Here is a 24,585-nt window from a genome sequence, read left to right on the forward strand (position 1 = left end):
GTAGGGAGATGAAAAAATGAAAACCGATGTACAAATTGCAAATGAAGCTAAGATGATTCCCATAATGGAAGTTGCAAAAAAGATAGGAATAGAGGAAGATGATTTAGAGTTATATGGTAATTATAAAGCAAAGGTATCATTGGATTTGTTGGAAAAACAAAAAGAAAAGCCTGATGGAAAGCTTGTTCTTGTTACTGCAATTAATCCAACACCAGCTGGAGAAGGAAAGACTACAACAAATATTGGATTAAGCATGGGACTTAATAAGATTGGGAAAAAAGCAATTACAACACTGCGAGAGCCTTCTCTTGGACCTTGCTTTGGAGTAAAGGGTGGTGCAGCAGGAGGTGGTTATTCTCAGGTAGTACCAATGGAAGATATAAACCTCCATTTTACAGGGGATATACATGCAATCACAACTGCTAATAATCTTGTTGCAGCACTTCTTGATAATCATATTCATCAAGGGAATAAATTAAAAATAGATACTAGAAAGATAGTATGGAAAAGAGTTCTTGATATGAATGATAGAGCTCTTAGAAATATCGTTGTGGGACTTAGAGGAAGAGCAAATGGTGTTCCAAGAGAAGATGGATTTGATATATCAGTTGCATCAGAGGTAATGGCTATACTTTGCTTAGCAACAGATTTAGATGATTTAAGACAGAGAATTTCAAAAATGATAGTTGCATATGATTTAGATGGAAATCCAGTTACTGCCGATGACATAGAAGCGACTGGAGCTGTAACATTACTTCTTAAAGATGCTATAAAGCCAAATTTAGTGCAAACTATTGAAAATACACCTGCTTTTATACATGGAGGACCTTTTGCCAATATAGCTCATGGATGTAATAGTGTTATTGCAACGAAATTAGCACTAAAGCTAGGAGATTATGTTGTAACTGAAGCAGGCTTTGGCGCTGACTTAGGTGCAGAAAAATTCTGCAATATTAAATGTAGATTTGCAGGGCTTAGTCCTGAGGCTGTAGTTATAGTTGCTACAGTAAGAGCTCTAAAAATGCATGGTGGGCTTCCAAAGAAAGAGCTAGAAGGTGAAAATCTTGAGGCCTTAGGACAAGGTATAGAAAATTTAGAAAAGCATATAGAAAATATAGCTAAGTTTGGTATTTCATCAGTGGTAGCTATAAATAAATTCCCAACGGATACAGAAAATGAAATTAATCTTTTAAGGGAAAAAAGTGAGAAGCTAGGAGTTAATGTAGTTCTTTCTGAAGTTTGGGCCAATGGTGGAGACGGAGGAGTTGAGCTTGCAAAGAAGGTTGTGGAAATAGTAGAAGAAAAAAAATCCTGCTTTGCTCCACTATATGATTCAAATGAAAGTATTAAGACTAAGGTTGAAAAAATAGCTAAGGAAATATATGGTGCAAGTGGAGTGAAATATTCAAGAAAGGCTGAGAAAAAAATCAAAGAGCTAGAAAAATTAAAGCTTGATAAGATGCCAATATGCATGGCAAAAACACAATATTCCCTGTCTGATGATCCAACCCTATTGGGAAGACCTAGTGAATTTGATATTTCTATAGCTGATGTAATAGTTTCAGCGGGAGCAGGTTTTATTGTTGTACTCACAGGCAATATTATGAGAATGCCTGGACTTCCAAAGATACCAGCGGCAAACAATATGGCTATAACAAAAGATGGGAAGATAACTGGATTGTTTTAAATTGAGGAGGATGAATATGAATAAGCTTGTACAATGTGTACCTAATTTTTCAGAAGGAAGAGATAAAGATAAAATTGAGAAAATAATTGATTGCTTTAGAGGAAAAGATGGTGTCAAGCTTTTAGATTATTCTAGTGATAAGGATCATAATAGGTCAGTTGTTACTTTGGTTGGAGAGCCTAATGAAGTTGAAAAAGCTATGATAGAGGCCTTTGGAGTTGCTATAGAGCTTATTGACATGACTAAGCATGAAGGACAGCATCCCAGAATGGGAGCAGTAGATGTATGTCCTTTTATTCCAATAAAGAATATGGACATAAATGAAGCAAAAGAATTAGCAGAGAAGCTGGCAAAGGAAGTATCAGAAAAATATAATTTGCCAATATTTTTATATGAGAAATCTGCTACAGCTGCTCATAGACAAAATCTAGCTAAAATAAGAAAAGGTCAGTTTGAAGGTATGGCTGATAAGATAAAAGAGGAAGATTGGAAGCCAGATTATGGACAAGGGGAAATACATCCAACAGCAGGAGTTACTGCAATAGGTGCCAGGATGCCTTTAGTAGCATTTAATGTACTTCTTGACACATCTAATTTAGAAATTGCAAATAAAATAGCAAGATGTGTAAGACATATAAGTGGAGGTCTTAGATATTGCAAGGCCATAGGAATAGATATGCCAGAAAGAGGTATAACTCAAGTATCAATGAATATGACGGATTATACAAAAACACCCTTATATAGAGTGTTTGAGCTAATAAGAATAGAAGCAAAAAGATATGGAGTTAATGTAGTAGGAAGTGAAGTAATAGGGTTAGTGCCTATGGATGTCTTTATAAATATAGGAGAATACTATTTAGGTATAGAAGGTTTTAATCCAAGTCAGGTACTTGAGAAAAACCTTATGGAATAGAGAAATATACTATATCAAATTATTTAAATAGAGTGAGGTTATTGTTATGTTAGCAGAAAAAACACTAAAGAAATTTTTAGAAGAGACGGCTTCAAAGGCTCCTGTACCAGGAGGAGGAAGTATAGCAGCTATGAGTGGTGCAACCGCATATGCTCTTACAGAGATGGTAGCCAATCTTACAATTGGGAAAAAAGGATATGAAGAAGTCTCAGAAGAAATGTGTAAAATATCAGATAGTGTAAGCAAGTTAAGAGAAGAGCTATTATATGATATTGATAGAGATGCTGCATCTTTTGATGATGTAATGAAGGCTTTTAAAATGCCTAAAGAAACTGATAAAGAAAAGCAAATTAGAAAAGAAGCTATTCAAAAAGGTTATAAAAAAGCGGCATTAGTGCCTTTAGAGGTATCAGAAAAAATATTAGGGTCAATGGAGCTCATTATTAAAGCAGTAGAGTGTGGAAATAAAAATGCTGTAACTGATGCAATAGTTGCAGTAATGATGGCTAGAACTGCAATACTTTCAGCATTATTTAATGTAAAAATAAATATAGGCTCAATAAAGGATGAGAAATTTGTAGAGGAAATCAAGAAAAAGATAGCAAGTATTGAAAACAGTGCAATAGAATTTGAGAAAAAAGTTTTTAATGGTGTAGAATTATAAATAATTAAAAAAGGATTGAGTTATGGGAAAAAGAATGTTAACGCCTTTGGAAATAGCTAATGCTACTGTTGTTATAGGTGTAAAAAAAGCAAAACTAGCATCGTTACAAATGCTTTTGTTGGGTATTTTTGCTGGTATGTTTATAGGATTTGGAGCACACGCTGATATAACTGTTATGCAGACCATAGGTAAATTTGATATTGGATTTGCAAAATTCTTTGGGGCAGCTGTATTTCCAGTAGGATTAATGTTGGTGCTTATGGTAGGTGCTGAATTATTCACAGGTAATAATCTAATGACATTAGGATTGTTAGATAGAAAAATAACAGTAAAGCAAATGCTAAAAAATTGGGGATTAGTTTATATTGGGAACTTTGTTGGTTCTATTGTATTAGCTTGGTTATTGAGGAAGTCAGGACTGTATATTTCACAAGATATGACAGCTAAGGCAATTGAAATTGCTGAAGCTAAAATGTCATTAACTTTTGTAGAAGCTTTTATTAGAGCTATTTTATGTAATATGCTGGTAGTACTTTCAGTATTGTTGGCTACTGCTTCAAAGGATGTAATAGGTAAGATATTTGCAATATGGTTTCCAATCATGTTGTTTGTTTTATCAGGTTTTGAACATAGTATAGCTAATATGTTTTTTATTCCGTTGGGAAAACTTGTAGGGTTTAATACTTTATGGACTACCATATGGATTAAGAATCTAATTCCAGTTACTTTAGGCAATATTGTTGGAGGAGCGATAATAGTACCTGTTGTATATTATTTATGCTATATATTGCCGTATAGTAAAGAAAATATAGAAAATCAAGAGATTAAAAGTGTTTCCCTTCAATAGATTGTTTTTTATGTATTTAGTAATACACATGAAAATTCAACAGTCATATTTATATATCTGTTGAATTTTTTTATTTTTCTTGAAAGGACTAGTCTGGAAGAAGAATTTGTCAACTTACATTGTTAACAAAGTAAACAAAATAGTTGACAATAGAATTCTATTGAGTTACTATTATATATGTAATACATAAAAGAGGGGAGACTAATTATGAAATTAAGTACACGAGATATGATTTTAGTAGCATTATTTGCAGCACTTACCGCTATAGGAGCCTATTTAGTTATTCCTACACAGCCAGTTCCATTTACTTTGCAGATTTTATTTTCTATGTATGCTGGAGTATTCTTAGGAGCAAAATTAGGTTTTTTCTCACAGATTGTATATGTTCTAATGGGATTAGTTGGACTGCCTGTATTTGCAGGAGGTGTAGGAGGGTTTTTTCATATACTGAAACCTACTTTTGGTTACCTGATTGGATTTATCTTATGTGCAGCTGTAATTGGAAAGATAACTGAAAATATTAGCAATCCTAAAGGATTTTTTGGATTTAGTAAAGTTTTTGGTGCAGGAGCATTAGGTCTTTTTACTGTTTATGCAGTTGGTGTTTCATATTTATATGGAATAGTTAATTTTTATTTAGGAAGTACAATGTCTTTTAGCGCTGCATTGAAAACAGGTTTTTATCCATTTATAATACAAGATTTGATTAAGGTTGGCATTGTTTCCTTTACCTCAATTTTTGTTATACCGGCTATTAGAAGGGCAGGCTTTGTAAAGGAGTCTAAAAGCAATATCCAATGATAAAAATTAGGTAAAGGAGTTGTAACTAATATGAAAAATCTAATATTGGAAGTTGCAGAGAGAATATTAAGTGGTGGAAACATTAAGATGGAAGAAGCTTTAGAATTAATAAATATTGATGAAAATAATACAGAAGTATTAAAGGCTCTTTTTGAAGGTGCAAATAGTATAAGAAAAAAATTTGCTGGAAACAAGGCTGATTTATGTACAATACTGAATACAAAGTCCGGGAAATGTTCTGAGGATTGTAAATTCTGTGCACAATCAATCCATTATAAAACGGGAGTAGATGAATATGAGCTTTTAGATTACAATAAGATTTTAGAAAGAGCTAAGGAAATGGAACAGGAAGGAGCCCATAGATTTTCCCTTGTAACTAGTGGCAAAAGAATTAGTGGCAAGGATTTTAATAAAATAGTGGATATCTATAAAAGACTAAATAGAGATACCAATTTAAAGCTTTGTGCTTCCCATGGTATAATAAGCTATGAACAGGCAGTAAAATTAAAAGAAGTTGGAGTGAGTATGTATCACCACAATATAGAAGCTTGTAAAGACTATTACAGTAAAATTTGTACAACCCATACCTATGAAGACAGAATAAAGACAATAGAGAATCTTTTAAATGCCGAGCTAGAGATTTGTTGTGGCGGTATAATAGGAATGGGAGAGGGTAATACTGAAAGAATAAAGATGGCCTTTGAAATAAAAAGCTTAGGTGTTAAATCCATACCTTTAAATGTACTTAATCCTGTTGAAGGAACTCCCCTTGAAAATAGAATCCCCTTATCTCCTAACGAAATTTTAAAGACCATGGCCTTATTTAGATATATAATACCAGATTGTTATTTAAGATATGCCGGTGGTAGAATGGCATTAAAGGAAAAGCAAAATATAGGATTTAAAGCAGGAGTAAATGCAGCTTTAGTGGGAAATTATTTGACAACTATAGGAAATAAAATAGTTGACGATAAAAGGATGATTATTTGTGAAGGCTTTGAGATATAAATAAAAAATATAGCGTTTTTATGGAATGTATATGTTTCTTAGTCGCAGAAATGATATGATGTCATTTCTGCGAATTTTTTATATAATTATTTACCCCCAAAATTTCATTTGAAATTAAATATTTAATTTACTAGCACAACTGGTTAAATTATTATTTTGTGCAGGTTCTATAGATAAAAATTTCTAATGTAATTTATTTTTTTATTAAAACATATTAAAAAATTCAATAAATACTGTTTATGTAAGAGAAGTTTGACATTTGTTATTACATAAGATACTATTAAGTAAAACATAATGTGCTCAAATGGATTATTTAAAATTTAACAGACTTATGTTTCTGGCGATTGCTTGTTATAGATAGTAGTATTAGACTAATAAAAGTCAGAGAATACTATATATCTATAGGTGATAGAAGAAATTCTATAAGGAGGAAAGCAATGATTACCGATGAGAATGAAGTATTAAAGCTAGTAGAAGTTGCCCGGATGTATTATGAAGAAAATATGACACAATCTGATATAGCTAAAAAACTTAAAGTATCTAGACCACTTGTAAGTAAAATGCTTAGAAAGGCCAGAGAAATGGGTATAGTTCATATTCAGATAAAATCACCATATATTAATAATAGTCTATTAATGGGACAGCTTATAAATTTATTTAATCTAAGGGGCGGAATAATTGTACCTAAAGCAAATACAGAATATTTAACACAGCAGTTGATATTAAATCACGCCTTTAATTATGTTAGGGATATTTTGCCAGATGTTAAAGCGTTAGGGTTAGGTTGGGGGTATACATTAGGTGAACTTATGGAAAAAATAGAGAGAAGTGAGATGTCTTCTAATTACCAAGGGGCGGTATGTCCATTGATTGGTAATGCTTCAATACCTAATAGAGGTTATCATCCGAATGAGTTAACCAGAGTTTTTGCTGAAAAGTCAGGGTTTAAACCTTATTATTTATATGCGCCTGCTTTTCCTGCAACTTTACAGGAAAGGGATCTTTTTATTAATACAGATAATTATAGAGAAATATATCAGTTATGGTCAAAGCTAGATAATATTATTATTAGTATAGGATCTTATCCATCTGTTCCAGATCAAGCAACTGCTTTACGATTTGGTAAGGCTTTAACTGAAAGAAAAGCTGTTGGGATGATTCTCTCCTATTACTTTGACAAAGAAGGAAACATTATAGAAGGAGAAAATGATTATGCTATACATATACCGTTAGATAAAATAAGAGAAGTAAAAAAGGTTGTTGGAATATGCTCTAGCAGTAGTAGTATACAAAGTGTTTACGGAGCATTAAGAACTGGATATATAACTCATTTGATTACAGATGAAAAAACTGCTATAGATTTAATAAAATTTAAAATATAAAGTAAAGAGGTCTATATGCCACGGTTATGAAACCGTGGTTTTTTTGATGGAGAAAACTAAATCTCGAAACATATTTACAATTGTTATTACAAATGTTATAATTATGTTACTAATGTATAGGAGGGCGTGTGACATATGTTATACTCTTCAGATTGGAAACGGATTTTAATGGCTTCTGCCCACTTAATAAAAGAAAATTCTAAGATGTTATCTGAACTTGATTCAATAGTTGGCGATGGAGACCATGGAGTTACAGTTAATAAAATAGCAAATATTATGGAAAGCACTATTGAAAATTGGAATGATAGCAAACTTAGTATTAAGGAAATATTAGAGGAGATTGGGTGGAAAATCATGGGGGCCAATGGCGGTTCTGCGGGACCTTTATTGGGAACATTATTTATAGGTCTAGCTAATGGACTAAAGAATGAAAGAGAAGTTGATAAGACAGTATTAAAGAAGATGTTTATTTCTGCTTTAGAGGCTATGGAAGAAATATCAGATGCTAGAGTAGGAGATAAGACAATGATGGATGTTTTGATTCCTGTAGTAGAGAATATTAAAAATTCAGATGCAGATATTCCTATGATGTTAAAGGAAGTAGCTAAAGTGGCAAAAGAAGCATCAGATAATACAGTTAAATATATTGCAAAATTTGGGAGAGCTAAAAACTTAAAGGAAAAAAGTATTGGACATAAAGACCCTGGAGCAGTATCTTTATCATTACTATTTATAGGTTTTGCCCAAGGTCTGTAATGTGAACTGTTTTGTGATATGAGGTGTCATTTAAATCAAGGACTGTAGTCCTAGTGATTTTTTATAATAAAAGGGGGAGTTTCATATGAAAATGAAAAAATTCATTAACAATCCTGAGAATTTGACACAAGAGCTTTTAGAAGGACTTGTTTTATCTAATCCTGATATTATTGAATTGACAGATAGCAAGCTAGTTGTAAATAAAGAGCTAAAAAATTCAGATAGAGTTACAATTGTAACTCTAGGAGGAACGGGACATGAGCCTGCTTTAAGTGGTTTTGTTGGAGAAGGTATGGTTGATATTTCAGTTCCAGGAGATATTTTTGCTGCTCCAGGACCACAAGCTTGTATTGAAGCTATTAAAATGGCAGATAAGGGTAAAGGTGTACTATTTGTTGTACTTAATCATGCAGGGGATATGCTTACAGGCAAATTGACTATGAAGTTAGTGGAAAAAGAAGGAATTAATGTCAAGAAGGTTGTTACACAGGAGGACATATCAAATGCACCTAGAGAGAGAGCAGAGGATAGAAGGGGATTAGTGGGATGTGTGCCACTTTATAAGATTGCTGGTGCAGCTGCATCACAAGGAAAGTCCTTAGAAGAGGTTGCTGCTATAGCTCAAAGATTTGCAGATAATAGTGCAACATTGGCTGTTGCAGCACGTGGAGCTACTCATCCTGCAACGGGAAGTGTGATTTCTACATTAGGAGAAGATGAAATAGAAATTGGTATGGGACAGCATGGTGAAGGCGGTGGGGGACGCATGAAGATGAAAACTGCCGACGAAGTAGCAGTAATTATGATGGATAAATTGTTAAAGGATTTGGATATTAAATCAGGAGAAAAAATAATGGTTATTATCAATGGAACTGGAGCCACAACCCTCATGGAACAATTAATCGTTTATAGAAAATGTCATAAGTACTTAGAAGAAAAGGGTATAGAGATTGTTGCTAGAGCCGTAGGCGAAATTCTTACTGTTCAGGAAATGGCAGGATTTCAAATGTTTATAGCGAGAATGGATGAAGAATTAGTGGATTATTGGAATGCTCCTTGTAGGACTCCATACCTCACAAGATAGGAGGAAAACTGATGGCAGATAAGGATGGAAATATTTTGGCAAAGAATTATGGTATAGGGATACCTACCCCAAAGCAGTATTTTCATGTTAAGGGCATGGATCACGTTGACTGGGGAATGAAAAATCGTTTATCTAAGATATTTAATCCCAAAACGGGGAAGGCAGTTATGCTGGCCTTTGATCATGGATATATGATGGGTTCAACAGCAGGTTTGGAGAGATTAGATTTATCTATTCCTCCTTTAATAGAATATGCAGATGTTTTAATGGCAACAAGGGGAGGCCTTAGATCTTCAATATTACCTAATCATAATAAAGCAATAGCATTACGTTGTACCGCAGGTAGTTCAGTAATAAAAGAGGATATGAGTCATGAAGTCATAGGGGTTGATATTGAAGATGCTATTCGAATGAATGCAAGTTGTATGGCAGTTCAAGTATTCATAGGAGCTTCAGGAGAATGTGAGACTATAAGTAATCTTGTTAATACAATAGATATGGGTAACAGGTATGGAATTCCAGTTTTAGGGGTTGTGGCAGTTGGTAAGGAAATGGAACGTACAACTAGATATTTTCTTTTAGCCACTAGAATAATAGCAGAGCTTGGAGCACATATTATTAAGACCTATTATTGCCAGGAATTTGAGAAGATTACTGCTGCGTGTCCTGTTCCGATTGTAATAGCAGGAGGTAAAAAGGTTCCAGAGGACAAAGCACTGGAAATTGTTTATAGGGCTATACAAGAGGGTGCAGCGGGAGTAGATATGGGAAGAAATGTTTTCCAGGCAGAAAATCCAAAGGCAATGCTCAGGGCAATAAGGAGTATTGTACATGAGGGATATAATCAAGAAAAAGCTTTCAAATTATATAATTCATTAAAAAGAGATGAATAATTTGGGCTGTAAAAAATTTATTATGATATGAGAATTTGTGAAACTAGCTAAGCATATATTGTAATAATTATGTATGAATAAGGGGGAGATTCTTGGTGGCTAAATTTATGCATGTAGGAGTACCTATAAAAAATAAGCAACCTAATGAGATATATTTAAAAAATTTAAAGGTTTATGTAACAGATCCAGAAGATCATGAGCTTAAATTTGAGTATCTTCGATATGAGAAAGATACTCCATTACCTGAAATTATGCAAAATAATCCCCATGTTGCTTATAAAGTAGATAGTATAGAGGAAATGGCAAAAGGAGCAAAGATAATTGTTGAACCCTTTGATGCCGATAAAAATATAAAAATTGCTTTTATTGTTAAAGACGGGGTAGTATTTGAACTGATGGAAGAAAAGGAATAGATACAAAGATAGATTAAAGGGAGTGTCTCGTTATACTGAGATACTCCCTTTAAAAGGTGTGTAATATTATTTTAAAGTTTTGTTTTTGAATATTAGTTTAACTCAATAGTTTCATTTAAATTGGGAACTATTGTGTCAATCCCAAACTTTTCAATTATTAGATTGGAAAAATTAGTTGTGGATTCTTTTTCTCCGTGGACAACAAAAATCTTTTCAGGCATTTTTTCAAAATGTCTCAGCCAGTCTATAAGATCATTCATATCTGCATGGCCTGAAAATCCTTCTATAGAATGAATTTGTGCATTAATTTTAATATTTTCATTAAAAATTTTAACCATTTTAGCACCTGATTGAATTTTTTTCCCTAAGGTACCTTCTGCCTGATATCCTACGAAAATAACACTGGTCTTTTCCTTCCAGAGATGATGCTTTAAATGATGCTTTATTCTACCGGCATCACACATTCCGCTGGCAGAAATTATTATTTTAGGATCAAGGGATGTATTGATTTTTTTAGATTCTAAGGATGAACGAGTAAACTGTAGATTAAAGAAATCAAGGGGGTCATCATTTGTGAGTAAATAATTCTTAGCTTCTTCATCAAAGCAATCAGTATGTTTTTTAAATATTTCTGTTGCGGATATAGCTAATGGACTATCAATATAAACAGGTATATTAATGAATTCCTTGTACTTTTCTTTATCGTCATAATATTTATTTAATTCATATATGATTTCTTGAGTTCTTCCAACGGCAAAGCTAGGTATTATAACATTGCCGCCATTTTTTGTAGTTTCAAGTATGATATTTACTAGTTTTGTTATTCTTTCCTTTGCATTTTCATGAAGGCTATTACCATAGGTTGACTCAATTATTAAATAATCTGCATCATCCACATACTCAGGATCTTTCAATATAGGTTTATTCTTTACCCCTAAGTCTCCAGAAAAGACTAGTTTTTTTTCATCATTACCTTCTTTAATCCATAATTCAATTATTGTAGAGCCAAGAAGGTGACCCGCATCTTTAAACCGTAATTTAATGGATTCATTAATATGGATAATCTCATTGTAGGGTATGGTGTTAAAATACTGCATACTGATTAAGGCATCTTCTGAGGTATAAAGAGGTTCTATTGTAGGAAGACCGGCTCTCAGCCTTTTACGATTTTCCCATTCAGTTTCCATTTCATGTATATGGCCGCTGTCCTGTAGGAGAATTTCGCATAAATCCTTAGTTGCACTGGTGCTATAAATTTTTTTATTAAAACCTTCCTTAACAAGTTTTGGAATTCTACCGCTATGATCAATATGTGAATGACTTAATATCATAAAATCTATTTCAGAGGGATTGAAATTGAAGTCTTTACTATTAAGCTGTTCCAGTTCTTTATTACCTTGAAATTGTCCGCAGTCGATTATGAATTTATACTTATCTGTTGTTATTAGGTAATTTGATCCCGTTACTACATTAGCTGCACCTAAAAAGCTTATTTTCATAATTAGTCACTCCAATCATGTTTTAATCATAGTTTAAAATATTCCTAATCGTATAATATTTACCCATTTGAGTGATACTTAAATCTATATAAATTATGTTTTAAGATTGATTATCTTTAGAAGGATTTAAAAGGATTATATAGAAATATTAATTTAACCTGTTGTGTCAGTTTTTATAAGGGGGTTTTTTATATTTATCCCCTAAATTCAATTATAATAATTTAAAAAAAGGAGAGTGGATTATGTATTTTACAACATATGAATACAATAAGGCTGAAGATATAGGTGTTTTTTTAAAGGAAACCAAGGAGATTATTTCTATTAAGGGAATATTTCAGCATATGGATAGAGAATGTCCTGAAAGTATGAATGAGTTTATTGAAATGTCAGATGCTGATCTAATAAAAGATATGGAAAGAGTAATAAAAGATAATAATTTTGAAGGGATACCAGAAAGTGATGTAAAGCTTTGTGCTCCAATACCTTACCCAAAGAGAAATATCATTTGCCTTGGTAAAAATTATATTGATCATGCAAAAGAGACTCAGGGCCTTCCAGGAGGAACAGAAGATATACCTAAATTCCCTATATATTTTTCCAAAATAGCCTCTCCAGCTATAGGAGATGGGGATATTATTTTAAATCACTCAGAAATAACAGATATGGTTGACTATGAAGTGGAGCTTGCAGTTGTAATTGGGAAAGATGGAATTAATATCAAGAAAGAAGAAGCAGAGGATTATATATTTGGATATACAATTATAAATGATGTATCGGCTAGAAATATTCAAAGAAAACATGGACAATGGTTTAAAGGAAAGAGTCTTGAAAGCCATTGTCCAATGGGACCATATATTGTTCATAAGAGTAAAATTCCTTTTCCAGTAGAGCTGGAGATTATGAGTAAAGTAAATGGGGAGGTTAGGCAAAACTCTAACACAAAAAATCTAATATTTGATATACCCTATATAATTAGTGATTTATCTAAGGGAATGAAGTTGAAGGTTGGAGATATAATCATCACCGGTACTCCAGCTGGTGTTGGTTTAGGATTTAAACCTTTTAAATTTTTAAAACCTGGGGATATTGTTGAATGTTATATAGAAGGTATAGGATCCTTAACTAATAAATTTGAAGAATAATTATAGGAAATTTAAACAATTATCCTTTGTAAAGCATATAGAAATTTTCTTTTGCCCCTCTTTTAACTTAAAGATTAAAAATAAGTAAAAAGTACTAATAAATCAAAAAATCTACAAAAATCCATGAAATATTACAAAATTTGGTTTATAATTAATAATATATTACTGTAATAGGGGGGGCATAAATTGAGATTGTTTAGATGGAGAAATATGAAAATAGGCTATAAGTATGGAACAGTATTACTAATTATCATTATATTATTTGTAATAGCTTCAGGTTATATTGCTAGTATTTTGTTAAATATTCAAGAATCTGTAAAAGATATAGAGAAAACGGGAGAAAGAGCTGTAGCCATAACTCAGATGGCGTATTTATTAAAGGCTAAAAACGTTGTGGTTTCTGATTATATTTCTATGGGTACTAAGTCTTTACTTGAAGAATATGATAGTTACGATAAGGAGTTTATTGAACTTAAGAATGAGATAGAACCTATAATAGATACAGAAGAATTAAAATTTTTATTTAATATAGTTACAACTAATAATGAAAATATGAACAAAATATTTAAAGAAGATGTTATTAATTATTTAGAAAAAAATGACCAACGTAATGCTATTATAGCCAATATTAAAATATCTTCTATTAGTAAGAGTTCTTTTGGAGTTTTTGAAAAACTAAGGGAGCAAGTAAATTTAGACCGCTATAAAAGTATAGATAATACCAGTATAATTGTTAAAAGAGCAATTAGTGCCTTAGCAATTTGTCTTATAGCAGTTATAATAATTGGATCAGGTATTATTATCATTATTAGTAAACGAATTACCTTTAATTTAAATAAGATCATCAAAATGTCAAGGGGTATTGCAAATGGTGATTTAACAGTAGAAAAAATTAAATATAAGGGTAAAGATGAAATTGGAGAATTATCAAAGGAAATGAATCAAATGCTTGATAATTTGAAAGCTATAATTAAAGAAATCAACGGTTCTTCTGAAGATATTAGTAAGCAAGAGGATATCTTAAGTCAGGTATCTAAGGAGGTAAAAGAAGGAAGTCAACAAATATCAGCAACAATGGAAGAAATGGCTAGTGGAGCTGAAGAGCAGGCTAATTCTGCTAATGATATAGCAGTATCTATAGGAAGACTTGCAGAATTAATACAAAATGCCAATAGGAATGGTAGTATATTAGAAAGTTCATCAGATGAGATTTTAGAATTTGCAAGTAAAGGGAATCAACAGATGGAGCTTTCTATAGATAAGATGAAGGATATAAATAGTATTTTCAAAGATTCGGTGATAAAAGTCAAGAGATTAGAGAAGAATTCAGAAAATATATCTGAGTTAGTTCATGTGATCAATGATATTGCTGAACAAACTAATCTTTTAGCATTAAATGCTGCTATTGAAGCTGCAAGGGCTGGTGAAGCAGGAAAAGGTTTTGCCGTAGTTGCAGAGGAAATTCGAAAATTAGCAGAGCAGGTTGCAAGGTCAGTTAATGAAATTACAAATATTGTAATGAACATTCAAAGTGAATCCAGCTTAATGACTGAGACCCTGGAGAAAGGATATAAGTATGTAGATGAAGGATCTATTCAAATCGAGACCACAGCTGATTCCTTTAAAGAGATTAATAATCAAGTTGTAGGAATGGCAGATAAAATAAGGAACATTTGTGATAATTTAAATGAAATAAGTGAAAATAGTAAATCTGTTAGCAGTTCAAGTCAGCAGATAGCAGCTATATCAGAAGAAAATTCTGCAGGGATTGAAGAAACAGTTGCTTCAGTACAGCAGCAAAGTAGTTCTATGGAAGTTATTAATGAAAACGCCAACTCTTTAGGCTTTTTAGTGGATAAGCTAAGGAATATAATAAAAGAATTCAAATTATAATTTTATGTAGCCTTAGGAAATGGTTAGTGGCCATTTCCTTTTATAAAATCTATATTGTTTATACATAATGAAAAGGGTGTATATATTATATATAAAAAGAGTTAGGAGGATCAGTAAATGGGAATTAATAAAATTATTAAGGAAAGAAGATCCGTAAGGGAGTATAAGAGTAAAAAAGTTGAGGAAAATGTTATAAATGATCTATTGAATGATTTTACTAATAAAAAAAGATTGACAGATGATATAAAGATAAATTTTGGATTTATACAGGACGGTAAAGGATTGTATGAAAAATTAGATGGCTTAGTTGGCTATTATGGTAAGCTTATTAAGGCACCCCATTATATTTATATTACTTCAGAGGTTAAAGATGGGTATCTGGAAAATGCAGGATATATAGGAGAAAAGCTTGTTTTAGAGGCTACTAAGCTGGGACTTGGCACCTGTTGGATAGAGGTTTCAAAAAATATGGATAAGGTAAAGGAAATATTAAGCATTGAAAAAGATCAGGAAATTATAGGATTATTTACCATTGGATACCCTAAAAAAGAAAGAAAAGTCGGAGGCGTGTATGATACAGAAGGTAAAAGCCTATCTCCATTAACCGAATTTGGTTATTCAAATATAGATGTTAAATATACAGATGCTCCTATTAGTGGAAGAAAGTCCATCGAAGATATTACCTATTTAAATAATTGGGGTCAAAAAGCCACTGTAGAGGAGCTAGAAGATAGAGGTATAGCAGAGTCCTTTTATTATATGAGATTAGCACCATCCTGGGGCAATAGGCAGCCATGGAAGTTTATAATTAGAGGAGAAAAAATTGTATTGGCTGTTTGCAAAGATGAGATGGTTTCAGAAAAGATAGCAAAAATTGAAGCGGGAATAGCAATGTTGTACTTTGAGCTTATGATTCATGAATCAGGAATTCCTGGAAAATGGGTAATAAGAAACTGTGACAATGAATATAATATACCGGAAAATTATTTTATAGCTGGATGTTATAAGATCTAATCAAAAAAGCTATGGTTTTTCACCATAGCTTTTCATATAATGATAAATAATTTTAAAATTAAAAACAAAAATAGAAAATTTTAATAAATTGATTGTAAATTTTTTGTAACCACTTTATACTTAATATTAGCTAATATTTAATATATATAGTGAAACAAAATGAAAGGTCAATTTATACATCTGAAAAAATCCTAGAAAAATGGATGTTTTTAATTTGTATGAATTAATTGTTTTGCTGGAATATCTATAGAATTAAATTTGGAATTTATGAGGTTTTATATTAATAAAAGGGGAAGATTCAATGAAGGAAAAAGTAATTATATTGATTATGGTTACATTTCTTATAAGTGGTTGTTCACAAAGTGAGGCTATTTATACAAATAATACTTTACCTGCTGATAATCAAGTACAAAGCCTAATTGATGAAAATAGGCAATTAGAAAATGAAAAGAGTAGTAATGGAGATATAGAAGAGGATGTAAATGCTTCAGATTTACAAGAGGATGAGAACTTAACTGAAATTGCAGAAGAAGAACATAAAACAGAGGAAGATGTATTAGTTCCACAGGAAGAGGTGGAAGAGGAAAAGCAAGATGAACAAGACGAAATAGAAGAGCTTCCAAGTAAAGAGGATGAAGCTAAAGATATAAAAGAAGAACAGCAAGAAGGACAACCACAAGAAGAACAAACAGAAGATGGATATATTATTTTAAATACATTTGATACTAAATTACCTTCAACTATTAATTTGGACATAAAGTATGATAAGTATCCTACAAGCCATGATTATTTTCTTGTATTGGGGTCGAATATAAATGTTAGAGAAAAGCCTACTACTGAGTCTAGGATAGTAAAGAAGTCATTGGTTTATGAAAAATTAAATTTAGATAAAGAAGTAAAGGGGCAATATATTAAAAAATATAATAGCGATAGATGGTATAGGGTATTTTGGAAAAACAATGACAAAATAGAATATGGATATGTATTCGGACTGCTTGGAGAGCCAAGAAAGTTTCAATTTGATAAAATGGAAGAATCTATAAATAAGTTAAAAGATGAAGTAGATAATCATAAAACAGCTTATATATCTAATTATAAGGATAGAAATGGGAGAGCACCCCTTTATAAAGGAAAGACTGTTGATGATTATGGCATAAAAAGATATCAAGCAGCGCCAGCTTATCTCAAGCCTCAAAAGGATTCAGAATTTAGATATATATCTGATGGAACCTTAGTCACAATATTGGATCAAAAGGGTGATTATTTTAAAATCAGAACACTAAATTTTGAAGGAGAATATTGGATACCAAAAAAATTCGTAACTACGTGGAATTCAATTAAAAATTTAACAAAAACAGTAGTTGTGGATAGGAAAAATCAAAATCAAGGAGTTTTTGAATATAGGGATGGAAAGTGGAATCTTATCTCCTATGTTTTTGCAACTACCGGTGCAAAAAGTAAATACAAAGAAGAAACTTCATTGGGATATTATATGGTTATACAAACCAGGGATAGATTTTTATACCTTCATGATGAAACTAGAGAAATAGATGGCTATGCCCCCTATGCAGTTAGATTTAACGGTGGGGCCTATATACATGGCGTTCCAGTAAACTTTAAAATTGTAGAAGATGAAAGAATTGATCCTGGTATCAAAGAATATCTTTATACTATTGGCAGCATTCCTCGTTCCCATAAATGTGTAAGGAATTATACCAGCCATGCTAAATTTTTATATGACTGGGTGGAAATTGGTAAAAGTGCTGTTATAGTGATAGAATAAACAAATGTTAAAACTTCCGCTATGAGAACTAGCATAACGAGTTAAATTACATTTAAAACCAAATATTCAATTTGCCAGTTATAATAGATAAATTTAACTATTCTTAATATAAACGTGCGCTCTTAAAAGTTTAATTTGCGGTCGTAGCCATTGAGAATTCTTTTGGCTCATGTAATAAACCTGTTTTAAATTGAATAACCAAAAGTATAAACAGGTTTATAAAAATCGCTCAAAAGAAAACCTCAGAGACTGCTTCCTTTATTAAGTTTTATTGGCGTATATCTATATAGGGGTTATATAGTAAAAATTTCATTCTAATTAATTATTCAAAGGAAACAATAATCATGTTATAATTTAAGAGATAGTAAATATAGATATTTTAGCAAAATAATCAATTTATACACATCAAAAATCCACAGAAATATTGGATATTTTGATATTCATAAATTAAGTTTTGCTATGGGAAATCTATAAGAAAGGGTGGCAGAATGCTGAAAAGAATATCAATAATGGTCTTAGCAGTAATTATTATAGTTTCCATCGGCTTATCAGGCTGTGGTAAGAAAACAATGCCTGCAGGAAATACAAATGATGGGAAGGTAGATGTTGTAGATAGTAATAAAGATGGAGATAATGATAACAAGGCAGAGTCCCAGGGCGAAGAAAATGAAGGCACAGAAGATGAAAAAGAGCCGGTGGAGAATGTGGAAGAAAAAAATGATGTAGAGGAAGAAGATAAAGTATATATAAGTGCCAGCAGATTAAATGTCAGAATTGAAGGAAGTCCCAATGGAAAAATTATTGGTAAAATAATGAAGGGATCTTCTGTAAAAATTTTAGATAAACAGTTAAATGAAGCAGGTGAAATTACCTGGTATAAAATTGGATTTGAAGAAGAGGGAACCCCAAAAGAAGGGTGGATATCTGCAAAATACACAGTTAAAGATAGAATGGAGCTTTTAGGTGAAGGCTACAAAGAACTAGACTTAACTCCCCAAGAAAAACAAGAATATGAAGGTAATCCAAGGGTAGAGGTTAAAGGCGTATATGTTACTATTCACTCTGCCGGAGGAAAAAAAATAGATAAACTTATAGAAATGGCAAAAGAAACTAATATTAATACCTTTGTTATCGATGTTAAAGATGATAGTGGCAACATGCTTTTTGCAACTGAGGCAGCAGAAAAGTATTCTCCAGAGGCAAATAAAAAAGTTCCTATTAAAGATATAGAAGCTTTTATGAAAAAGCTTAAGGATAATAATATATATACTATAGCTAGAATCGTTTCATTTAAGGATCCTAAATATGCTAAAAGAAATCCCGATAGAGATATTGTATATAAGAGTAATGGTAAGCCCTATACCAACAGAGACGGTATAATTTGGGTTTCACCCCATGACAGACAATTATGGGAATATAATATTGGCGTTTCAAAGGAAGCCGCTGAAGTTGGTTTTAACGAAATACAATTTGACTATGTTAGATTTCCAGCATCAAATGGCGGGAAGCTAGATAAGCATTTAGACTATAGAAATAAACTTGGAGAGTCTAAACCACTAACTATTCAAAGATATCTAAAATATGCAAAGGAGAAATTATCTCCCCACAAGGTTTATATTTCTGCAGACGTATATGGTTTAGTTGGTTCAGTTAGTGACGATATGGGACTTGGTCAATATTGGGAAGCCATAAGCAATGTGGTTGATTATATATCACCGATGATGTATCCTAGTCATTACGGAGAAAGGGTATATGGTTTACCGGTACCAGATGCTGCTCCATACAAGACAGTATATCGTAGTACAAAGGACTCAGTAACGAGAAACAAAAACATAGAAACTCCAGCAATAATAAGACCTTGGATTCAAGATTTTACTGCAACTTGGGTAGATGGTCATATAAGATATGGTGCTAAGGAAGTTAAAGCACAGATTAAAGCCCTAGAAGACAATGGAGTAAAAGAATATCTATTATGGAATCCTGGAAATAGCTATTCAGAAGATGGAGTAAAATAAATTATATTTTTTATAAAGCTAGAAGTCAATTTAATTATTGGCTTCTTTTTTAATAGTAGAGCTAGGGGTGTTTTTATGTAAAAATATACAGAAGTTAAAAAAAGATTTTTTGTTGACACCGTCCTGTTTATATGATAGCATAAATAGAAGAAAAAACTAAATATACCTTTAAGTTCGGTCCCGTGAGGCCAGCAAGGTGCGAAAAAGCGGAAAATTTTTTAGTTAAAAATGTATAATTATACATGGGTTATATTAATTATACATAAATTGTGCCTTACGGGTGGAAATTATTCATATAGAATAAATTCTACCCTTTTTAGTATATTTAGGAAACTTATACATGAGAGTAATTATATATACATTGGAAGGAACTGTATTAAATTCAATTTAGAGGGGAGAATTTGATGAAGGGTAAATTATTATTTAAAGATGGAACAATTTTTGAAGGAGAAGTTTTTGGTCATACTAATGAAACAGTAGGAGAAGTCGTGTTTAATACAGGTATGACTGGATATCAGGAAATATTAACTGATCCATCCTATTATGGTCAAATTGTAGTAATGACATATCCATTAATTGGGAACTATGGAGTTAACGATGATGATTCAGAATCCTTTAGTCCTAAGGTTAAAGGATTTATTGTAAGGGAAATATATGATAAATTTTCTAATTGGCGTGGAACAGAAGCATTAAATGATTATCTTTTTAAAAATAAGATTGTAGGATTAAAGGATATAGATACTAGGGCTTTAACAAAGTATTTAAGAGATAAAGGAACTATGGTAGGAAAAATAATAATAGATGAAAAAAGTAATAATAAAAACATAGAAGAGATAGATAGTTTTAGCAATAAAAGAGCTGTAGACAAGGTAACTACTAAATACTGCTACAATCTGAAGCCAGTACTTTCCAAAGTTGCAGTCCTTGATTTCGGCATTAAAAAAAATATACTTAATTCTCTAATGAAAAGAAAACTTGAGCTGACAGTATATCCTGCCTCAACCTGTGCTGAGAAAATTCTTGCAGATGACCCAGATGGTATTTTTTTATCCAATGGGCCGGGAGATCCTTCAGAATTAACGGAAATAATTGAAAATATCAAAAAACTAATTGGCAAGAAACCAATGTTTGGTATATGTCTAGGACACCAATTGATTTCGTTAGCCCTTGGTGGGAAAACCACAAGACTAAAATATGGTCATAGAGGAACAAATCATCCTGTAAAGGATTTGTTAAAGGATAGAGTCTATATAACATCACAAAATCACGGTTATGTGGTAGAAGAGGAAAGCTTAAACAAAGAAGAAATAGAAATAACACATATCAATCTTAACGATGGAAGTATAGAGGGAATAAGACATAAAAACTTACCATTGTTTAGTGTTCAATTTCATCCTGAATCTTCACCAGGCCCTCAGGACACAGCATATTTGTTTGAAGAATTTATAAAAATGATATAAATTTTACTCGTTGAGCTAGTTCCTATATCGAGAGTTATATTTTAGAAAAAAATTTGATTTGCTTGTACAACAAGTAAAATTCAGTTATCTATCGAAAGGAGATATTCTATGCCTATTAATGAAAATATCAACAAGGCTTTAGTAATAGGATCAGGACCAATAATAATTGGTCAGGCTGCAGAATTTGATTATTCTGGAACACAAGCTTGTAAGGTTTTAAAGGAAGAAGGAGTGGAGGTTGTACTGATAAATAGTAATCCTGCCACAATAATGACTGACAAAGAAATTGCTGATTCAGTTTATATAGAGCCATTAAACGTAGAAATTATTGAAAAGATTATAGTAAAGGAAAAGCCAGACAGCATAGTGGCGGGTATGGGAGGACAAATAGCTTTAAACTTAGCTGTAGAGCTTTATAAAAAAGGTATAATACAGAAATACGGACTTAAGCTTTTAGGAACTGATGTAGAAGCAATTGATAAAGCGGAAGATAGAGAAAAATTTAAAGAATTAATGGAAAGTATAGGTCAGCCGGTTATAGAAAGTGAAATAGTAAATGATATAGAGGAAGCTATAAAGTACAGTGAAATAATAGGATTTCCCCTGGTTGTTAGGCCTGCCTTTACAATGGGAGGAAGCGGAGGCGGAATTGCAAACAATATAGAAGAACTAAAGGAAATAGCTTCTAAGGGCTTAAAGTATAGTATGGTTAGTCAAGTCCTAATAGAAAGAAGTGTAAAGGGCTGGAAGGAAATAGAATATGAAATGATGAGGGACAATAAAGGCAATTGTATTACTGTATGTAATATGGAGAATATTGACCCTGTAGGAGTTCATACAGGGGATAGTATAGTTGTGGCGCCATCCCAAACACTTAGTGATAAGGAATATCAGATGCTTAGAAATGCATCCATAAAGATAATAGATGCTTTAAATATAAAGGGTGGATGTAATGTTCAGCTTGCCCTCAATCCCCACAGCTTTGAATATTATGTTATAGAAGTAAATCCAAGGGTGAGTCGTTCCTCAGCTTTAGCTTCGAAGGCCACAGGATATCCTATAGCAAAGGTTGCTGCAAAAATAGCACTAGGATATAATCTCGATGAAATAAAAAATGAAGTTACAGATAAGACCTTTGCATGTTTTGAGCCTACATTGGATTATTGTGTAGTTAAGATACCAAAATGGCCCTTTGACAAATTTAACAAGGGAAATAGGACTTTAGGAACAAAGATGATGGCTACAGGAGAAGTTATGGCTATAGCAAATAACTTTGAGAGTGCTTTACTTAAAGGGGTTAGGTCTTTAGAGATTGGACAGTATAATTTATATAATAAAAATTTGCATAGAATGTCGATAGAGGAGCTTAAAGAAAAAATTGAAGCCTGTGATGATGAAAGATTATTCTATATTGCAGAGATGTTTAGAAGAGGTTCAAAAATAAAAGAAATTGCCCAATCAACTGGAATCGATAAATTTTATCTCGATAAAATTAAAAACATTATAGATTTAGAAGAAGATATAAGAGATAAGAGCTTAGATTATATTGATAAAGATAAGATGTTATTACTTAAGAAAAAGGGTTTTTCCGACAAAGGAATAGGTAGTTTGACAAAGACGAATGGTATGGAAGTTTATAAGCTGAGAAAGAAGTATAATATAGAGGCCGTATACAAGATGGTTGATACATGTGGTGGGGAATTTGAAGCCGCATCTCCATATTATTACTCTACCTATGATACTGTAGATGAAGTGGAGGTTTCATCAAGGGAAAAGGTCATGGTAATAGGTTCTGGTCCCATAAGAATTGGTCAGGGAATAGAATTTGACTACTGCTCAGTACATGGAGTGTTATCTTTAAAGGAAGAAGGAATAGAATCCATTATTGTTAATAATAATCCTGAAACAGTAAGTACAGATTTTGATACCTCCGATAAATTATATTTTGAGCCCCTTACTGAGGAGGATGTTCTGAATATTATAGAAAAGGAAAAGCCTAAGGGAGTAATTTTACAATATGGAGGGCAAACCTCAATTAAATTGGCCAAGTTTTTAAATGAGATGGGGATAAATATACTGGGATCATCGGCAGAAAGTATTGATAAATCTGAGGACAGAGAAAAGTTTGAAAAACTTTTAAATGAGCTGGATATCAAAAGACCTAAGGGTAAAGGGGTAATGACATTAAAGGAGGGCCTTGAAACTGCAAAGACACTGGGATATCCGGTATTGGTAAGACCCAGCTATGTTCTTGGTGGTATGGGTATGGAGATCGCATATAATAAAGAGGAGCTTAGGATATATTTAAAGGATGCCTTTATTAGAGACAAAAAAAATCCAGTACTTATTGATAAATACATGATGGGACTGGAGATAGAGGTTGATGCTATTTGTGATGGAAAAGATATACTAATCCCTGGCATTATGGAACATCTGGAAAGAGCAGGAGTTCATTCCGGTGACAGCATATCAATCTATCCGGCAGATAATATTTCCAGAGAAATTGAGAATAATATAGTAGAATATACACGTAGGTTATCAAAGGCATTAAAGGTTAAAGGACTGATAAATATTCAATACGTTTTATATGAGGGAGAAATTTATGTCATAGAGGTTAATCCAAGGGCATCAAGAACTGTTCCCTATATAAGCAAAGTAACAGGAATACCAATGATAGATCTTGCAACAAAAATTATGCTTGGTAAAAAATTAAAAGATCTAGGCTATGGAACCGGACTTAATAAATCTAAAAAGATAAAAGCAGTTAAGGTCCCTGTTTTTTCAATGGAAAAGCTTCCCGATACTGAAATAGCCCTTGGACCTGAGATGAAATCAACGGGAGAGGTTTTAGGTGTTGGTGATGATCTTGATTCTGCTTTATACAAAGGGTTAATTGGAGCTAATATAAATATACCGAGAAAGGGCAAAGTGATAGTAAGCATTTCCGATAATTATAAAGAAGAATTTCTTCCTATAGCTAAAGAATTGAAGAATTTAGGATTTGAGATATTTGCAACTGAAGGTACAGAGAGCTTCCTAGAGGAAAATTCTATTCAATCAACAAAGGTAAACAAAATTGGTGAGGAGGGACTTGATCTTTTAGATTTAATAGATAATGGAGAAATAGATTTAGTAGTAAATATACCAACAAAGGGACGCAATTCTAGAACCGATGGATTTAAAATCAGGAGAAGAGCAGTTGAGAAAAAGGTATGTTGCTTAACTTCCCTAGATACATTGGCTGCCATTACTGATATAATAAAAAAGGATATAAGTATAGAAGATTTAGAAGTTGTTAATATATGTGAGATATAAATTTTATAAAAAACCT

General features: G+C 32.2%; 19 protein-coding genes. 18 read left to right on the forward strand and 1 reads right to left on the reverse strand.

The genetic code is table 11. The features are described from left to right. Nucleotides 1–16 precede the first annotated feature (16 nt). From B5X81_RS21300 to B5X81_RS21350, 11 genes are all read left to right on the forward strand, one after another. Nucleotides 17–1,687, forward strand: a complete 1,671-nt coding sequence (locus tag B5X81_RS21300) for a formate--tetrahydrofolate ligase (RefSeq protein WP_079494726.1) — start codon at nt 17–19, stop codon at nt 1,685–1,687. 16 nt (nt 1,688–1,703) lie between these two features. Further along, nucleotides 1,704–2,600 (forward strand): glutamate formimidoyltransferase, encoded by an 897-nt coding sequence (gene ftcD / locus B5X81_RS21305; RefSeq protein WP_330397435.1) that lies wholly within the window; start codon nt 1,704–1,706, stop codon nt 2,598–2,600. A 46-nt stretch (nt 2,601–2,646) separates the two neighbouring features. Beyond that, a complete protein-coding gene (locus tag B5X81_RS21310; RefSeq protein ID WP_079494730.1) occupies nt 2,647–3,264 on the forward strand; it encodes a cyclodeaminase/cyclohydrolase family protein in 618 nt (205 codons plus the stop codon). A 22-nt stretch (nt 3,265–3,286) separates the two neighbouring features. After that, the gene (locus B5X81_RS21315; RefSeq protein WP_079494731.1) at nt 3,287–4,111 is read left to right on the forward strand and encodes a formate/nitrite transporter family protein; all 825 of its coding nucleotides are present in this window, start codon (nt 3,287–3,289) and stop codon (nt 4,109–4,111) included. Nucleotides 4,112–4,318: 207 nt separating this feature from the next. Beyond that, nucleotides 4,319–4,912 (forward strand): biotin transporter BioY, encoded by a 594-nt coding sequence (locus B5X81_RS21320; RefSeq protein WP_079494733.1) that lies wholly within the window; start codon nt 4,319–4,321, stop codon nt 4,910–4,912. 30 nt (nt 4,913–4,942) lie between these two features. Then, nucleotides 4,943–5,920 (forward strand): biotin synthase BioB, encoded by a 978-nt coding sequence (bioB, locus tag B5X81_RS21325; RefSeq protein WP_079494735.1) that lies wholly within the window; start codon nt 4,943–4,945, stop codon nt 5,918–5,920. A 437-nt stretch (nt 5,921–6,357) separates the two neighbouring features. Beyond that, entirely contained in the window at nt 6,358–7,302 is a 945-nt protein-coding gene (locus B5X81_RS21330; RefSeq protein ID WP_079494737.1) for a sugar-binding transcriptional regulator, read from the forward strand. 135 nt (nt 7,303–7,437) lie between these two features. Beyond that, nucleotides 7,438–8,058 carry a dihydroxyacetone kinase subunit DhaL gene (gene dhaL / locus B5X81_RS21335; protein ID WP_079494739.1) on the forward strand — a complete coding sequence of 207 codons (621 nt, stop codon included), beginning with the start codon at nt 7,438–7,440 and terminating at the stop codon, nt 8,056–8,058. Nucleotides 8,059–8,143: 85 nt separating this feature from the next. After that, nucleotides 8,144–9,142, forward strand: coding sequence for a dihydroxyacetone kinase subunit DhaK (locus B5X81_RS21340; protein WP_079494741.1), 999 nt, complete (start codon nt 8,144–8,146; stop codon nt 9,140–9,142). Nucleotides 9,143–9,153: 11 nt separating this feature from the next. Further along, nucleotides 9,154–10,035 carry a 3-hydroxy-5-phosphonooxypentane-2,4-dione thiolase gene (gene lsrF / locus B5X81_RS21345; protein WP_079494743.1) on the forward strand — a complete coding sequence of 294 codons (882 nt, stop codon included), beginning with the start codon at nt 9,154–9,156 and terminating at the stop codon, nt 10,033–10,035. 95 nt (nt 10,036–10,130) lie between these two features. After that, a complete protein-coding gene (locus B5X81_RS21350; RefSeq protein ID WP_208985115.1) occupies nt 10,131–10,448 on the forward strand; it encodes a VOC family protein in 318 nt (105 codons plus the stop codon). A 92-nt stretch (nt 10,449–10,540) separates the two neighbouring features. Here the strand turns inward: B5X81_RS21350 and B5X81_RS21355 are convergent, their stop codons facing one another. Then, nucleotides 10,541–11,947: an MBL fold metallo-hydrolase RNA specificity domain-containing protein gene (locus B5X81_RS21355; RefSeq protein WP_079494745.1), complete on the reverse strand. Its 1,407-nt coding sequence runs from the start codon at nt 11,945–11,947 to the stop codon at nt 10,541–10,543. A 242-nt stretch (nt 11,948–12,189) separates the two neighbouring features. Between B5X81_RS21355 and B5X81_RS21360 the strand changes: the two genes are divergently transcribed. The 7 genes from B5X81_RS21360 (at nt 12,190) to carB (ending at nt 24,569) form a co-directional block, all read left to right on the forward strand. Beyond that, complete coding sequence (locus B5X81_RS21360) at nt 12,190–13,089, forward strand: fumarylacetoacetate hydrolase family protein (protein WP_079494747.1); 900 nt, start codon at nt 12,190–12,192, stop codon at nt 13,087–13,089. Between the two features lie 186 nt (nt 13,090–13,275). Continuing rightward, nucleotides 13,276–14,982, forward strand: coding sequence for a methyl-accepting chemotaxis protein (locus B5X81_RS21365; protein WP_079494749.1), 1,707 nt, complete (start codon nt 13,276–13,278; stop codon nt 14,980–14,982). Between the two features lie 117 nt (nt 14,983–15,099). Beyond that, nucleotides 15,100–15,996, forward strand: coding sequence for a nitroreductase family protein (locus B5X81_RS21370; RefSeq protein WP_079494751.1), 897 nt, complete (start codon nt 15,100–15,102; stop codon nt 15,994–15,996). A 301-nt stretch (nt 15,997–16,297) separates the two neighbouring features. Continuing rightward, entirely contained in the window at nt 16,298–17,779 is a 1,482-nt protein-coding gene (locus tag B5X81_RS21375; RefSeq protein ID WP_079494753.1) for a L,D-transpeptidase family protein, read from the forward strand. Nucleotides 17,780–18,267: 488 nt separating this feature from the next. Further along, nucleotides 18,268–19,794: a putative glycoside hydrolase gene (locus tag B5X81_RS21380; protein WP_139380426.1), complete on the forward strand. Its 1,527-nt coding sequence runs from the start codon at nt 18,268–18,270 to the stop codon at nt 19,792–19,794. Between the two features lie 404 nt (nt 19,795–20,198). Then, nucleotides 20,199–21,254 (forward strand): glutamine-hydrolyzing carbamoyl-phosphate synthase small subunit, encoded by a 1,056-nt coding sequence (gene carA / locus B5X81_RS21385; RefSeq protein ID WP_079494755.1) that lies wholly within the window; start codon nt 20,199–20,201, stop codon nt 21,252–21,254. A 108-nt stretch (nt 21,255–21,362) separates the two neighbouring features. Continuing rightward, the gene (gene carB, locus B5X81_RS21390; protein WP_079494757.1) at nt 21,363–24,569 is read left to right on the forward strand and encodes a carbamoyl-phosphate synthase large subunit; all 3,207 of its coding nucleotides are present in this window, start codon (nt 21,363–21,365) and stop codon (nt 24,567–24,569) included. The last annotated feature ends 16 nt before the right edge of the window (nt 24,570–24,585 follow it).

Source organism: Maledivibacter halophilus (genome assembly GCF_900167445.1).
GTDB classification, from domain to species: Bacteria; Bacillota; Clostridia; order Peptostreptococcales; family Caminicellaceae; genus Maledivibacter; species Maledivibacter halophilus.